This is a genomic window from Pseudomonas sp. MS15a(2019) (assembly GCF_013277805.1).
In the GTDB taxonomy this organism is placed as follows: Bacteria; Pseudomonadota; Gammaproteobacteria; order Pseudomonadales; family Pseudomonadaceae; genus Chryseomonas; species Chryseomonas benzopyrenica.
On record NZ_VBTN01000005.1, the window covers coordinates 187,902 to 201,769 of the forward strand.

At 66.7% G+C, this 13,868-nt stretch carries 12 protein-coding genes; 6 read left to right on the forward strand and 6 right to left on the reverse strand.

Annotated features, from left to right (window positions below; translation table 11 throughout):
- Positions 1 to 54: 54 nt before the first annotated feature.
- Positions 55 to 1,428, reverse strand: coding sequence for a tRNA (N6-isopentenyl adenosine(37)-C2)-methylthiotransferase MiaB (gene miaB, locus FEZ61_RS09665; RefSeq protein ID WP_085984318.1), 1,374 nt, complete (start codon positions 1,426 to 1,428; stop codon positions 55 to 57).
- A gap of 86 nt (positions 1,429 to 1,514) precedes the next feature.
- On the reverse strand, positions 1,515 to 1,919 hold the full coding sequence (locus tag FEZ61_RS09670; protein WP_173148423.1) for a RidA family protein: 405 nt from the start codon (positions 1,917 to 1,919) through the stop codon (positions 1,515 to 1,517).
- A 119-nt stretch (positions 1,920 to 2,038) separates the two neighbouring features.
- Here FEZ61_RS09670 and FEZ61_RS09675 point away from each other — a divergent pair, with 119 nt between their 5' ends.
- Both FEZ61_RS09675 and FEZ61_RS09680 read left to right on the forward strand, forming a co-directional pair.
- Positions 2,039 to 2,962 carry a LysR family transcriptional regulator gene (locus FEZ61_RS09675; protein ID WP_173148425.1) on the forward strand — a complete coding sequence of 308 codons (924 nt, stop codon included), beginning with the start codon at positions 2,039 to 2,041 and terminating at the stop codon, positions 2,960 to 2,962.
- A gap of 65 nt (positions 2,963 to 3,027) precedes the next feature.
- On the forward strand, positions 3,028 to 3,363 hold the full coding sequence (locus FEZ61_RS09680; RefSeq protein WP_007159644.1) for a DUF1820 family protein: 336 nt from the start codon (positions 3,028 to 3,030) through the stop codon (positions 3,361 to 3,363).
- 154 nt (positions 3,364 to 3,517) lie between these two features.
- Here the strand turns inward: FEZ61_RS09680 and FEZ61_RS09685 are convergent, their stop codons facing one another.
- The 4 genes from FEZ61_RS09685 to FEZ61_RS09700 all read right to left on the reverse strand — a co-directional run bounded on the left by FEZ61_RS09685 (position 3,518) and on the right by FEZ61_RS09700 (position 7,006).
- Positions 3,518 to 4,063, reverse strand: a complete 546-nt coding sequence (locus FEZ61_RS09685) for a tetratricopeptide repeat protein (protein WP_093250526.1) — start codon at positions 4,061 to 4,063, stop codon at positions 3,518 to 3,520.
- A gap of 212 nt (positions 4,064 to 4,275) precedes the next feature.
- Positions 4,276 to 5,562, reverse strand: a complete 1,287-nt coding sequence (gene hemL / locus FEZ61_RS09690) for a glutamate-1-semialdehyde 2,1-aminomutase (protein ID WP_064308514.1) — start codon at positions 5,560 to 5,562, stop codon at positions 4,276 to 4,278.
- A gap of 20 nt (positions 5,563 to 5,582) precedes the next feature.
- A complete protein-coding gene (gene thiE, locus FEZ61_RS09695) occupies positions 5,583 to 6,212 on the reverse strand; it encodes a thiamine phosphate synthase (protein ID WP_173148427.1) in 630 nt (209 codons plus the stop codon).
- Positions 6,209 to 7,006, reverse strand: a complete 798-nt coding sequence (locus FEZ61_RS09700; RefSeq protein ID WP_173148429.1) for a hydroxymethylpyrimidine/phosphomethylpyrimidine kinase — start codon at positions 7,004 to 7,006, stop codon at positions 6,209 to 6,211. The genes thiE and FEZ61_RS09700 overlap by 4 nt, the downstream gene beginning before the upstream one ends.
- 179 nt (positions 7,007 to 7,185) lie before the next feature.
- Here FEZ61_RS09700 and FEZ61_RS09705 point away from each other — a divergent pair, with 179 nt between their 5' ends.
- The 4 genes from FEZ61_RS09705 (at position 7,186) to FEZ61_RS09720 (ending at position 13,847) form a co-directional block, all read left to right on the forward strand.
- Entirely contained in the window at positions 7,186 to 8,919 is a 1,734-nt protein-coding gene (locus FEZ61_RS09705) for an ABC transporter transmembrane domain-containing protein (protein ID WP_173148431.1), read from the forward strand.
- On the forward strand, positions 8,916 to 10,661 hold the full coding sequence (locus tag FEZ61_RS09710; RefSeq protein WP_173148433.1) for an ABC transporter transmembrane domain-containing protein: 1,746 nt from the start codon (positions 8,916 to 8,918) through the stop codon (positions 10,659 to 10,661). Before FEZ61_RS09705 ends, FEZ61_RS09710 begins: the two co-directional genes overlap by 4 nt.
- Before the next feature lie 72 nt (positions 10,662 to 10,733).
- Complete coding sequence (amn, locus tag FEZ61_RS09715) at positions 10,734 to 12,206, forward strand: AMP nucleosidase (protein ID WP_093250511.1); 1,473 nt, start codon at positions 10,734 to 10,736, stop codon at positions 12,204 to 12,206.
- A gap of 477 nt (positions 12,207 to 12,683) precedes the next feature.
- A complete protein-coding gene (locus FEZ61_RS09720; RefSeq protein WP_007159636.1) occupies positions 12,684 to 13,847 on the forward strand; it encodes a type III PLP-dependent enzyme in 1,164 nt (387 codons plus the stop codon).
- The last annotated feature ends 21 nt before the right edge of the window (positions 13,848 to 13,868 follow it).

A 13,868-nucleotide genomic window follows, 5' to 3' on the forward strand; every position in this document is an offset into this window, starting at 1 on the left:
AGCGTGAGAGTAACCTGGGTCGCGCCCTTGGCAAAGGGCGCGTGTGACCATCCATCAGGCCAGCGCGACGGCGACGGGCGGGCGCGCACCGCTGGCGACGGGGGCCAGCAGGGTGCCGCGCAGGGAGTGCGGCAGGGCTTCGTCGATGTGCACCTGGACGAACTGGCCGATCAGGCTGGCATCGCTGCAGCGGAAGTTGACGATGCGGTTGTTCTCGGTGCGGCCCTGCAGCATGCCGGGATCGCGCTTGGAGAAATCGCTGACCAGGATGGTCTGGACGCTGCCGGCCATGCGCCGGCTGATCTCGAAGCCCTGCTGGTGGATGCGCGTCTGCAGGATCTGCAGGCGCTGCTTCTTGACCTCGTCGGGGGTGTCGTCGACCAGGTCCGCCGCCGGGGTGCCGGGGCGGGCGCTGTAGATGAAGGAGAAGGAGAAGTCGAAACCGACGTCCTCGATCAGCTTCATGGTCTGTTCGAAGTCCTTCTCGGTCTCGCCGGGGAAACCGACGATGAAGTCCGAGCTGATGCAGATGTCCGGCACCGCCGCCTTGAGCCGGCGGATGCGCGACTTGTATTCCAGCGCCGTGTGGTTGCGCTTCATGGCCGCCAGGATGCGATCCGACCCGGCCTGCACCGGCAGGTGGACGAATTTCACCAGTTCCGGGATCTCGGCATGGGCCTGGATCAGGGCGTCGGAGAATTCCAGCGGGTGCGAGGTGGTGTAGCGGATGCGATCGATGCCGTCCACCGCCGCCACCACATAGAGCAGCTCGGCGAAGTCGGCGATGCGGCCGTCGCCGGTGGCGCCCCGATAGCCGTTGACGTTCTGGCCCAGCAGGGTTACCTCGCGCACGCCGTGCTCGGCGAGGTGGATGATCTCGGCGAGGACGTCGTCCAGCGGCCGGCTGACCTCTTCGCCGCGGGTATAGGGCACCACGCAGAAGGTGCAGTACTTGCTGCAGCCTTCCATGATGGAGACGAAGGCGCTGGGGCCGTCGATGCGCGGCTCGGGCAGGCGGTCGAACTTCTCGATCTCGGGGAAGGAGATGTCCACCTGGGGCGCCCGGGTGGTGCGCGCGGCGTCGATCATCTCCGGCAGGCGGTGCAGGGTCTGGGGCCCGAAGACCACGTCGACATAGGGCGCGCGGTCGCGAATGGCAGCGCCTTCCTGACTGGCCACGCAGCCACCGACACCGATCACCAGATCGGGATTCTCCAGCTTGAGTTCGCGCCAGCGACCGAGCTGGGAGAACACCTTCTCCTGCGCCTTCTCGCGGATCGAGCAGGTGTTGAGCAGGATGACATCGGCCTCGGCCGGATTCTGGGTGACTTCCAGCGGCTCCCGTTCGCCGAGCAGGTCGACCATGCGCGACGAATCGTATTCGTTCATCTGGCAGCCATGGGTTTCGATATAGAGCTTCTTGGACATGCGCGGCAGGGAGTCGGTGGCGAGTGGACCGCGCATTATAATGATGGCCTTCCGGGCGGGGAAGAGCCGCCCGGAAGGCGGTCGGTCTAGGCCTGGGCAGCGTCCTCCGGCAGCCGGGCGATGACCTTGATTTCGAAGCGAAAGCCGGCCAGCCAGGTGGCGCCGACCGCGGTCACCGTGGGGTAGGGCGCCGTGCCCCAGTGCTCCAGCAGCACCGGCCAGATCCGCTCGAAGCTGGCTTCGGCATCGACCATGAACAGGGTGACGTCCACCACGTCGGCAAAGGTGGCGCCGGCCGCGGCGAGGACGGCGTCGAGATTGGCGAAGGCCAGGCGGACCTGATCCTCCAGCTCCGGCTCGGGTGAGCCATCGGCGCGGCTGCCGACCTGGCCCGAGACGAAGAGAAAGCCGTTGGAACGGATGGCTGGCGAATAGCGGTGCTGTTCGTAGAGGGCGTGGCGCTGGGCGGGAAAGACGACGTCGCGGATCATGCTGGGGCTCCGGTAGGGATCGCTGGAGCCACCTTAGGCGCCGCTCGCCAGGGGATAAACCCGGCCAGGCGGTCAGCATTGTTTGTACAATCCAAACAATCCCCTGTTCAGGAATCGGCATGGATCTGTTCGCCGCGATGCAGACCTTCGTGCGGGTGGTGGAAGCCGGCAGCTTCACCCGCGCGGCCGAGACCCTCGGCAGCAGCCGCACCCGCGTCACCCAGCAGGTGCAGCAGCTGGAGGCGCACCTGCAGGTGCGCCTGCTCAATCGCACCACCCGGCAGGTGCAGGTCACCGCCGACGGCGCGGCCTATTACGACCGCTGCCTGGGCGTGCTGGCAGCGGTGGACGATGCCGAGACGGGGCTTTCGGTCGCCACCCGCACGCCCCGTGGCCGCCTGCGGGTGGACGTGCCCAGCCCGCTGGCGCGGTTGATCCTGATCCCGGCTCTGCCGGACTTCTTCGAGCGCTATCCGGATATCCAGCTCGAGCTGGGCGTCAGCGATCGCCAGGTGGATCTGATCGGTGACAACGTCGATTGCGTGATCCGCGGCGGGCGCATCCGCGAGCAGTACCTGGTGGCCCGGCCGCTAGGGGCGCTGCAACTGGGCTGCTATGCCGCACCGGCCTATCTCGCCGCCCAGGGTGTGCCGGTTCATCCCGCCGAGCTGGCCGAGACGCCGCACCGGGTGGTGCGGTTTCTCTGGGGTAGGGGCAAGGGCTTTCCCTATGCCCTGCAGCGCGGCGCCGAGCGCCTGGAGCTGCAGGGCCGCCACAGTCTGAAGGTGGACGACGGCAATGCCTGCCTAGCGGCGGGGCAGGCCGGACTAGGGGTGGTCTGCCTGCCGCACTACCTGGCAGCGGAGGCGGTCGCTCGTGGCGAACTGGTCAGGCTGTTCGCGGACTGGCAGGTGGCACCCCTGCCGCTGTATCTGGCCTTCGCCCCCAATCGTCATGTCAGCGCCAAGTTGCGGGTGTTCATCGACTGGGTGACAGCCGTGGTGGCCGAGCGGGCCTGGCTGGAAACCCCTGGCGAACGCTGACGGCTGCCGGGGCCGGCGTGCTATGCTCGCTGCCCCCTTTTTCCTCGGCGAAACCCGCGTCCACCATGAGCTCATCCCCCAGCAAGCCGGCCATCTACAAGGTCATCTTCGTCAACCAGGGTCAGGTCTTCGAGATCTACGCCAAGCAGATCTTCCAGAGCGATCTCTGGGGCTTCCTGGAAATCGAGGAGCTGGTGTTCGGCGAGCGCACCCAGGTGGTGGTGGATCCGAGCGAGGAAAAGCTCAAGGCGCAATTCGAAGGCGTGGTGCGCAGCTTCGTGCCCATGCACTCGATCATCCGCATCGACGAGGTGGAGCGCCTGGGGCAGCCCAAGATCAGCGAAGCCAAGGGGGGCACCAATGTCATGCCGTTTCCGATGCCAATGCCCGACAAGCCCTGAGAACCTGGCCAAAGTCTGCTGCGCGTCGGCCAAACGGCGTTGAAAATGGCTTCGGAATGCTCATTCACGACTTGTAAACTCCGCTTCCTAAGCCATTTTCGCCTTGTTTGTCTCTAGCTCGCGAGATTTTGAACAGGCTCTGCCGGGCTCGCCGTCAGTTCTGCGGCGGCTGGAAGGGATTGAGATTGCCTGCGGTCTGCATGTCCTGCAGATAGTCGCGGAAGATCTGCCCCAGCACCTGGGTAGCCATCTCCAGTTCGTCACGGCGCATCTGGGCGCTGACCAGGTCGGCGGTGTCCATGGCTTCGTCGTTGCCGTTGATGGCGGCCATCTTCAGCACTATGTAGGCCTGGATGTTGTTGGGCGGTACGCCCTCGCCACGAAAGAACATGTTGCCGAGGCGATTCTGCGCATCGGCATTTCCCTTGAGCGAGGCCTGCTCGAACCACTGACGCGCCTGGTTGAGATCCTTGGGCGTCTGCTTGCCTTCGTAGTAGAAGTCACCGAGTTCGTACTGCGCCTGAGAATCGCCTTCGTGGGCGATCTGCTGGCAGCGGGCGATCGCCTGCGCCAGGGCTTCGTTGGCCAGATTCAGGTTGCAACGGCTGGTGCTGGGGACGAGCAGCGAATTGCCTCCGGCCAGGGCGGCCAGGGGCATCAGGATCAGGGCTGCGCACAGGGTACGACCAGCGCGGTGCATGAAGCGCCTCCACGAGCGAGGCAGGTTCGGAGAACCCGGTCGGCGAAACGCGCCGACATCTCATTATGGGTCAAGCCGACGCACGCTTTCAAAACCTTTACGCGCAACGGCGGAACTTTTTTACCCGTGACGCCGGCCACTCAACTAGTGTGTGAGGCCGGCGGGGCAGAGAGGTTCCACAGGCGAGACGAACGACACCTGTCAGACGGGTCCTAGTCCTTGAAGGTGGCGAAGGCGCGCTCGGCGGCGTCCAGGGTGATGCGCAATTCCTCGTCGCCATGGGCGATGGAGGTGAAGCCGGCCTCGAAGGCACTAGGCGCCAGGTAGACGCCACCGTCCAGCATCAGGTGGAAGAAGCGCTTGAATCTCTCGCTGTCGCTGGCCATGACGTCGCTGAAGGTGACGATGTCTTCGGCGCCGCTGAAGTAGAGACCGAACATGCCGCCTGCCTGGGTGGTGACGAAGGGCACACCGGCGGCATCGGCGCGGTCCTGCAAGCCTTGCAGCATTCGCGTGGTGTAGTCGGTCAGCTCGGCGTGGAAGCCGGGACGGCGGATCAGCTGCAGGGTGGTAAGGCCGGCGGCCATGGCCAGCGGATTGCCCGACAGGGTGCCGGCCTGGTAGACCGGGCCGAGCGGGGCGATCTTTTCCATGATCTCGCGCTTGCCGCCAAAGCAGCCGACCGGCATGCCGCCGCCGACGATCTTGCCGAAGGTGGTGAGGTCCGGGCGGATGCCGTAGTGCGCCTGGGCACCGCCCAGGGCGACGCGGAAGCCGGTCATGACCTCGTCGAAGATCAGCACCACGCCATAGCGATCGCAGAGGCTGCGCAGCCCTTCCAGAAAGCCCGGCGCCGGCGGTACGCAATTCATGTTGCCGGCCACCGGCTCGACGATGATGCAGGCGATCTGGTCGCCGACTTTGGCCAGGGTTTCTTCCACCTCGCCCAGGTCGTTGTAGGCCAGGGTCAGGGTGTGCTGGGCGAAGGCCGCCGGCACGCCGGGAGAGCTGGGCACGCCCAGGGTCAGGGCGCCGGAACCGGCCTTGACCAGCAGGCTGTCGGAGTGGCCGTGGTAGCAGCCCTCGAATTTGATGATGGTGTCGCGCCCGGTGTAGCCGCGCGCCAGGCGGATGGCGCTCATGGTGGCCTCGGTGCCCGAGCTGACCATGCGCACCATTTCCATGGACGGCACGATCTCGCAGATGAGATCAGCCATGGTGGTTTCCAGGGCGGTCGGGGCGCCGTAGGAGAGGCCGTGTTCCAGCTGACGACGCACGGCGTCGAGCACGTCGGGATGGCTGTGGCCGAGGATCATCGGTCCCCAGGAACCGACGTAGTCGACATAGCGCTTGTCATCCTCGTCGACGATATAGGCGCCCTGGGCGTGCTTGAAGAACAGCGGCGTGCCGCCGACGCTCTTGAAGGCACGAACCGGTGAGTTGACGCCACCGGGGATGTGGCGCTGGGCCTGGTCGAAGAGTTGCGCGGAGCGGGACATAGGGGTCTCCTTGAAGGGGATCAGGCCGTGAATAGCCGGGCGAAGGCGCGCGCGCGGCGCTCCACCTCGCCCGCGCTGGCGGCGGAAAACAAGGTGTGGACGACGGCGAGCAGGTCGACGCCGTGGGCGAGCAGATGTGGGGCATTGTCCAGGGTGACACCGCCGATGGCGCAGACGGGCAGAGCGAAACGACTGCGGGCTTGGTCGAGCAATTCCAGGGGCGCTGGCGGGGCATCCGGCTTGGTGCTGGAGGCGAAGAAGCGACCGAAGGCTAGGTAGCTGACGCCGGCCTGGACCGCGGCCTCGGCCAATTCCAGACTGGCGTGGCAGGTGCCGCCGAGGATGGCCTCCGTACCCAGTTCGGCGCGGGCCGCGGCCAGGGAACCGTCTTCCTGGCCCAGGTGCAGGCCCACGCCCAGCCGGCGGGCCAGGGCGAGGTCGTCATTGATGATCAACAGGGCGCCATGCTGGCGGCAGAGGTCGGCAAGAGCCGCGGCTTCGTCATGACGACGGTTGGCATCCCCTGACTTGTCGCGGTACTGCACCAGGCGGGCACCGCCCTGCAGGGCAGCTTCGACATAGGCCAGCAGGCGACCCTCGGCGAGCAGAGCGCTGTCGGTGATGGCATAGAGGCCGCGCAGGGTGCTCATGAGCAGAAGTCCAGTGGCAGGCGCCGCGGCACGTACTGGCCGCGACCGGGGCGCTCGGCGTCCCTCAGGGTGCGCCAGGTGTAGTCCAGGGCGCTGCGCACCGCACTGGGCAGGGCTTCGCCGAGGGCCAGGCGGCCGGCCAGGGTACTGGCCAGGGTGCAGCCGGAGCCGTGGTAGCTGCCGGGCAGGCGCTGGCAGACGTGGGTCTCGCAGCCACCGGCACGGTCATAGAGCCGGTTGTGCACCTCGTGTTCCTCGCCATGGCCGCCGGTGATCAGCAGGTGGGCGCAGAAGGGCAGCAGGCGCTCGGCGCACTGCTCCGGGGTGCCCTCGGGCAATTCGGCGAGGATGCGCGCCTCGGGCAGGTTGGGGGTGGCGATGGTGGCACGGGGCAGCAGGCGCTCGCGAATGGCGTAGCCGACTTCGTCCTTGCCCAGTGCGCCGCCACCACCGGCGCGCAGCACCGGATCGCAGACCAGGGGCACGCCAGGGAGCGCTTCCATGATCTCCAGCACCGTCTCGACCATCTCCACCGAGCCGAGCATGCCCAGCTTGACCGCCGCCACCGGCAGGTCGGCGATGATCGCCCGGGCCTGGGCCAGCACCCACTCGCGATCCAGCACCCGGAAGTCCCGCACGTCGACGGTGTCCTGCACGGTCAGCGCGGTGACCGCCGGGGCGGCATGGCAGCCCTGGGCGAGCAGGGCTTCGATGTCGGCCTGCAGCCCGGCGCCGCCACTCGGATCGTGGCCGGACAGGCAGAGGACGACGGGACGTTGGGGTTCGAAGGTCATGGACGTCAGCCTAGCAAAGGGAAAAGGGGCGCAGCGGCCGGGCGCCGCAGGGAGTGGCACCCTACAACGACCTCGCGCCCTGCGCCACCCGTTGACATGGGACCCGGATCGGGACGAAGGAACTCCGCTGCCGGTTGGGTAGCCGATATACTGCACCTTTGCTCGGGTAAGGCGGTTCTATGGCGTTGTGGCGGTTGTTGCGTGATTTCTTCCTGCGCCAACGGCGTGCCTACGGGACAGCCATCCTCTGCCTGCTGGGCGTCGGTCTGCTCAACCTGACCCTGCCCTGGTGGATCGGCAAGGCCATCGACGCCCTGCGTGCCGGCGAGCTGGATCAGACCGGCCTGCTCTGGCGCGTCGCCCTGATCGTGGCGGTCGGCTGTGGCCTCTATGTGCTCCGCTATCAGTGGCGGGTGCGCCTGTTCGGCACCTCCTACCAGGTCGGCGTGGAGCTGCGCGATGCCTTCTTCGCCAAGCTGGCGCGCCTGGATCCCGGCTTTTTCCAGTCCAGTCGTACCGGAGATCTGCTGGCCCGCGCCACCCAGGACATCGACGCCGTGGAGACCGCCGCCGGCGAAGGGGTGCTGGCCAGTTTCGATGGCATGCTGACCCTGCTGCTGGTGCTGCTGGCCATGTTCATCGGCATCGACGCACCCCTGGCCGCCCTGGCATTGTTGCCCTTTCCCTTCATGGCCTGGGGTTTCAACCGCGTGGCGCGGCGGGTGCAGCAGCGCTTCGGCTTGGCGCTGGCCGGCTTTTCCGCCCTCAACGACCGTACCCAGGAGGCCTTGAGCGGCCTGCGCATGCTGCGCCAGCATGCCCTGATCGAAGCCGAACTGGATGACTTCGACGCCCGCGCCCGCAGCGTGGCCAAGGCCGACTACCAGGTGCAGCGCACCGAGGCGCGCTACGAGCCGATCATCTTCGTCGCCCTGAGTCTCGCCACCCTGCTGACCCTGGTCATGGGCAGCTGGCGCTATCTCGACGGCCACATCACCCTGGGCCAGCTGACCAGCTTCAGCCTCTATCTCGTGCAGCTGATCTGGCCGATGTTCGCCATCGGCTGGTGCTTCAACCTGCTGCAGCGCGGCGAAGCGGGTGCCCGTCGGCTGGAGGAGGTGTTCGCCGTCACCGAGCGCATCCGTGACGAAGGCACCCAGACGCCGCCGGACCAGGCGGATCTGTCGGTCTATATCCCGGCCTTCACCTATCCCCAGGCACGCCAGCCGGCCTTGCAGGACGTGGTCATCGACCTGCCCGCGGGCGATACGCTGGGCATCGTCGGTGCCACCGGCAGCGGCAAGAGCACCCTGCTGCGCCTGCTGCTGCGCCAGTTTCCGCTGGAGCAGGGCTGCATTCGCCTGGGTGGGGTCCCGCTGGAGGACTACCGATTGGGCGACCTGCGCGCCCAGTTCGCCTATGTGCCCCAGGATCCCTTCCTGTTCGCCCGTACCCTGGGCGAAAACGTCGCTCTCAGTCGCCCCGACGCCACCGCCGGAGAGATCCGCGAAGCCCTCGACGCCGCCGCCTTCGGCACCGACCTGGCGGCCCTGCCGCACGGGCTGGATACGCCAGTGGGCGAGCGCGGCCTGACCCTCTCCGGCGGCCAGCGCCAGCGGGTGGCCCTGGCGCGGGCGCTGCTCTCTCCGGCGCCCATCCTGCTGCTGGACGACACCCTCTCGGCGGTGGATACCGCCACCGAAGCCCGCCTGCTCAAGACGCTGGCCAGGCTGCAGGGGCGTACCACCCTGATCGTCAGCCACCGGCTCTCGGCCGTGCAGCACGCCGACGAGATCATCGTGCTCGACCAGGGCAGCCTGGTGGAGCGGGGCCGCCATGGCGAGCTGCTCGCCGCCGGTGGTCTCTATGCCCGACTCTGGAATCTGCAGCAGGCGGAGGAGGCCGGCCAATGACCAAGACCCGCGTGCTTTCCCTGCTGCTCAAGCCGGTGCTGGCCAATCCGCGCAAATTGGCCGGGACCCTGGCGATCCTGGTCGTGGCGACCCTGTTCGACGTATTGGGGCCCTGGCTGACCAAGCACTATCTGGACAACTACCTGGTGCCCCACGACCTGCGCCTCTGGCCGCTGGTGGGCCTGGTCGCCGCCTATGTGGTCTCCCAGGGTCTGGCCGCCTATGGCCGTTACCTGCAATCGCTACGCTTCGCCGAGATCGCCATGGACGTGGTGCTCCTGCAGCGCCGGCGATTGTTCCGTCATGTGCTGAGCCTGCCGCAGAGCTTCCATGATCGCACCGCCACCGGCGAACTGGTGGCGCGGGTCACCAACGACACCGATGCCCTGCGTGAACTCTATGTGGCCTTCCTCGGCAACATGGTCGGCAACATCGTGCTGCTGATCGGCATCCTGGTGGCCATGGCGCTGCTCGACGTACGGCTGATGGCCATCGCCGTGCTGCTGATCCCGGCCGCGGTGCTGATCGTCTGGGCCTATCAGCGATACAGCGGGGCGGCGGCCATGGAGGTGCGGATGCTGCGCGCCGAGCAGAGCGCCCGGCTGGGCGAGGCCATCGGCGGCATGGGTCTGTTGCAGGCCTTCAACCAGACCGAGCGCTTCCGCCAGGATTTCCAGCGCCTCAACCAGGCCCAGTACGGTGCCCGCATGCGCACCATCCGCGTCTCCGGCCTGCTGCTGCGCTCGGCGCTGGACCTGGTCAGCGTGGCGGTGCTGGCGGTGCTGCTGCTGGTCTACGGTATGGGGCATCTGCAGGGCGGCGCCGAGATCGGCGTGCTCTATGCCTTCGTCACCTACCTAGGGCGGGTGACCGAGCCGCTGATGGACATCACCCAGAGATTCAACCTGTTCCAGCAGGCCACGGTGGCCGGCACCCGGCTGCTGCACCTGCTGGAAGAGAAGCCGGCATTGAGTGGCGAAGATGACCGCCCCATCGCGACCGCGCACTTCCACCTCGACGCGGTGCGCTTCCGCCATGCCGGCGCGGGTCACGACACCTTGCACGGCATCGACCTGGACATCGCTCCGGGCACCTTTCTCGGTATCGTCGGCCCCACCGGCAGCGGCAAGTCGACGCTGCTCGACCTGCTCGCCGGACTGCAACCGGTCACCGGCGGCCACCTCTGCCTGGACGGTCGCGAACTGGGCACGCTGACTCCGGAAGTGCTGGGCGCCGCTTTGGCCAGCGTGCCCCAGGAGCCCTTCATCCGTTCCAGCAGCCTCAGGGACAACCTGCTGCTGGGCAGCCAGGTATCGGATGCGCGGCTGCGCGAGGCCCTGGCTGCCGCCCATATGGACGACTTGGTGGCGCGGTTGCCGGAAGGCCTGGATACCCTGCTGGGTGAGCGCGGCTTCACCCTGTCCACCGGCGAGCGGCAACTGCTGGCGCTGGCCCGGGCGCTGTTGCGCGAACCCAAGGTGCTCTTGCTCGACGAGGCCACCGCCAGCATCGACAGCGCCACCGAGGCGCGGCTGCAGGGGGCGCTGGACGAGTTGCGCGGCCAGGTCACCCTGATCGTGGTGGCGCACCGGCTGTCCACCATCCGCCATGCCGATCGCATCCTGGTGCTGCGCGACGGCCGCAAGGTGGAGGAGGGGAGTCACGAGGCCTTGCTGCAGCGGCCCGACGGCCACTATCGCCGGCTGTGGGAGCAGCATGCCCAGGGTGACAAACCCCTATGAGCCGTCACAGCCGTTGTCACCCAGGGGTGTTAGGGTGTCAGCTATAGCCAGCGCCCCAACAAGGAAACCTGCATGACCTCCGTATCCGAGGATTTCACCGTCGTCGCCACCGCCAGCGAGGCGGTCGACCGGCTCGCGGCGTTGCACCAGGAGGCCACCCAGGCCCTGGATGCGGCGCTCAAGCGCTATCTCAAGGATCGCGTCGAGCCCAGCGCCGCCGAGCGCCAGCTGTTCCGCTATCCCGAGATCCGCATCCGCTATCGCGCGCCCGGCGTGCCGCCGGCCACCACCCGCGCCTACGCCAAGATCCAGCTGCCCGGCACCTATGTGGCCACCGTGACCCATCCGGCGGCCTTTCGCGGCTATCTGCTGGAGCAGCTCGAGCCGCTGATGCGCGACTACGACGTCCAGGTCGAGGTCGGTCGCAGTCGCCAGGACATCCCCTACCCCTATGTGGTGGAGCAGGGCGACGAACTGGCCGGCAGCGGCGTGACCGCCGCCGAACTGGCGCGGGTCTTTCCCAGCACCGATCTCTCCGCCGCCCACGACGACATTGCCGACGGCCACTACGACTGGGAGCGCATCGATCCGCTGCCGCTGGCCTTGTTCGATGCCGCCCGTACCGACTTCTCGCTGAGACGCATCGTTCACTACACCGGCAGCGACTGGCGTCACGTGCAGCCCTGGATCCTGCTGACCAACTACCATCGCTACGTCGACCAGTTCATCCAGCATGGCCTGGAGCAACTGCGCAGCGATCCGCGCTTCGAGCGCCTGGTGCTGCCGGGCAACGTCATCATCGAGCGCGACATGGACCCCACCGAGGCCCAGGCGGTCATCGCCGCCATCGCCTGGCACCGCTTCCAGATGCCGGCCTACCACCTGATCGCCGGCGACGGCCATGGCGTCACCCTGGTCAACATCGGCGTCGGCCCGTCCAACGCCAAGAACATCACCGACCACCTGGCGGTGCTGCGTCCGCACTGCTGGCTGATGATCGGCCACTGTGGCGGCCTGCGGCAGTCGCAGACCATCGGCGACTACGTGCTGGCCCACGCCTACATGAGACGCGACGGCATCCTCGACCGCGTGGTGCCGCCGCACATTCCCATCCCGGCGCTGGCCGAGGTGCAGGTGGCCCTGCAGGAAGCCGCCGCCAGCGTCACCGGCGAACGCGGCGAGGCGCTCAAGCGGCGCCTGCGTACCGGTACCGTGCTGACCTACGACGACCGCAACTGGGAATTACGCTGGGCTCAGGAACGCCCGCTGATCAACCTGGCGCGCGCCGTGGCGGTGGACATGGAGAGCGGCACCATCGCCGCCCAGGGCTATCGCCTGCGGGTGCCCTACGGCACCCTGCTGTGCGTGTCCGACAAGCCCCTGCACAGCGAGATCAAGCTGCCCGGCTCGGCCAACGCCTTCTATGCCCGCGCGGTGAGCCAGCACCTGGCCATCGGCATCGCCGCCCTCGACCAGCTGCGTACCCAGCTCGACTCCCTGCACTCGCGCAAGCTGCGCAGCTTCGACGAGCCGCCGTTCCGGTAAGGCGCTGGGGTTGGGCGTGTTGGGCTTCGCTGCGCTCAACCCAACCTACGGGCCCAGGCTCTGGTAGGTTGGGTTGAGACAGCTCCATCGTCGAAGCCCAACGCTGCAACCTTCCCCACCTTCTCTGCCCGCTCGGCAACCCCCTGTCATCGCCCCTCCGGAACATCTCGTCGCCCGCTCCGGTCGGTTGCAGGAGTGGGGGTGAGTCCGCGCGCGTCACCGTTCGGTAAAGATCACGGATTTAACATTGATCTCTGGGACGTCTGGCCCTAAAGTTCGCGCCCGAACGTCCATGCTGGAAACGATCCATCCGGCTCAAGTACCGACGACGAGACAGCGAGGTCAACGCCAGTACGCGTTGACCTTTTTGCTTTCGGCGATGTGCCTTGGGAAGTAGGCGAACCAAAGTGGGGAAACGGATTAGGCGTTCAGAACACCCCCTCCTTCAATTTGTTCTGCCCATCGGGAGTCCGACGCATGTCCATCAAGGTCGAAGATTACTATTCTCGCGAAACCTTCCAGAAGATGAAGGCCTTCGCCGACCAGCAGGAAACCCCCTTCGTCGTCATCGACACCGCCACCATCGGCCGGGCCTATGACGATCTCGTTGGCAACTTCCCGTTCGCCAAGATCTACTACGCGGTCAAGGCCAACCCGGCCATCGAGATCACCGAGTTGCTGCGCGACAAGGGCTCGAACTTCGACATCGCCTCCATCTACGAGCTGGACAAGGTGTTGTCCACCGGTGTCGAGCCGGAGCGCATCAGCTACGGCAACACCATCAAGAAATCCAAGGACATCCGCTACTTCTACGAGAAGGGCGTGCGCATGTTCGCCACCGACTCCGAGGCCGACCTGCGCAATATCGCCAAGGCCGCCCCGGGCTCGCGCATCTATGTGCGGATCCTCACCGAAGGCTCCAACTCCGCCGACTGGCCGCTGTCGCGCAAGTTCGGCTGCCAGCCCGACATGGCCCTGGACCTGCTGATCCTGGCCCGCCAGCTGGGCCTGGAGCCCTATGGCATCTCCTTCCACGTTGGCAGCCAGCAGCGCGACATCGACGTCTGGGACGCCGCCATCGCCAAGGTCAAGGTGATCTTCGAGCGCCTCAAGGAAGAAGACGGCATCACCCTGAAGATGATCAATATGGGCGGTGGCTTCCCGGCCAACTACATCCAGCGCACCAACAGCCTGGAGACCTATGCCGAGGAGATCATCCGCTTCCTCAAGGAAGACTTCGGCGATGAACTGCCGGAAATCATCCTCGAGCCGGGCCGTTCGCTGATCTCCAACGCCGGCATCCTGGTCAGCGAAGTGGTGCTGGTGGCGCGCAAGTCGCGTACCGCCGTGGAGCGCTGGGTCTACACCGACGTGGGCAAGTTCTCCGGCCTGATCGAAACCATGGACGAATCCATCAAGTTCCCGATCTGGACCGAGAAGAAGGGCGAGATGGAAGAAGTCGTCATCGCCGGGCCGACCTGCGACAGCGCCGACATCATGTACGAACACTACAAGTACGGCCTGCCGCTGAACCTGGCCAGCGGTGACCGCCTGTACTGGCTGTCCACCGGTGCCTACACCACCAGCTACAGCGCGGTGGAATTCAACGGCTTCCCGCCGCTGAAGGCCTTCTACCTCTAAGGTCTTCCCGCGGTAGTCGAG

Bases quoted from the DNA above. Each gene is read 5' to 3' on its own strand.
- thiE (WP_173148427.1), bottom strand. From the start codon at position 6,212: ATGAGCACCCTGCGCGGCCTCTATGCCATCACCGACAGCGCTCTGCTC.
- FEZ61_RS09720 (WP_007159636.1), top strand. From the start codon at position 12,684: ATGTCCATCAAGGTCGAAGATTACTATTCTCGCGAAACCTTCCAGAAG.
- FEZ61_RS09675 (WP_173148425.1), top strand. From the start codon at position 2,039: ATGGATCTGTTCGCCGCGATGCAGACCTTCGTGCGGGTGGTGGAAGCC.
- FEZ61_RS09670 (WP_173148423.1), bottom strand. From the start codon at position 1,919: ATGATCCGCGACGTCGTCTTTCCCGCCCAGCGCCACGCCCTCTACGAA.
- amn (WP_093250511.1), top strand. From the start codon at position 10,734: ATGACCTCCGTATCCGAGGATTTCACCGTCGTCGCCACCGCCAGCGAG.
- miaB (WP_085984318.1), bottom strand. From the start codon at position 1,428: ATGTCCAAGAAGCTCTATATCGAAACCCATGGCTGCCAGATGAACGAA.
- FEZ61_RS09680 (WP_007159644.1), top strand. From the start codon at position 3,028: ATGAGCTCATCCCCCAGCAAGCCGGCCATCTACAAGGTCATCTTCGTC.
- FEZ61_RS09705 (WP_173148431.1), top strand. From the start codon at position 7,186: ATGGCGTTGTGGCGGTTGTTGCGTGATTTCTTCCTGCGCCAACGGCGT.
- FEZ61_RS09700 (WP_173148429.1), bottom strand. From the start codon at position 7,006: ATGACCTTCGAACCCCAACGTCCCGTCGTCCTCTGCCTGTCCGGCCAC.
- FEZ61_RS09710 (WP_173148433.1), top strand. From the start codon at position 8,916: ATGACCAAGACCCGCGTGCTTTCCCTGCTGCTCAAGCCGGTGCTGGCC.
- hemL (WP_064308514.1), bottom strand. From the start codon at position 5,562: ATGTCCCGCTCCGCGCAACTCTTCGACCAGGCCCAGCGCCACATCCCC.
- FEZ61_RS09685 (WP_093250526.1), bottom strand. From the start codon at position 4,063: ATGCACCGCGCTGGTCGTACCCTGTGCGCAGCCCTGATCCTGATGCCC.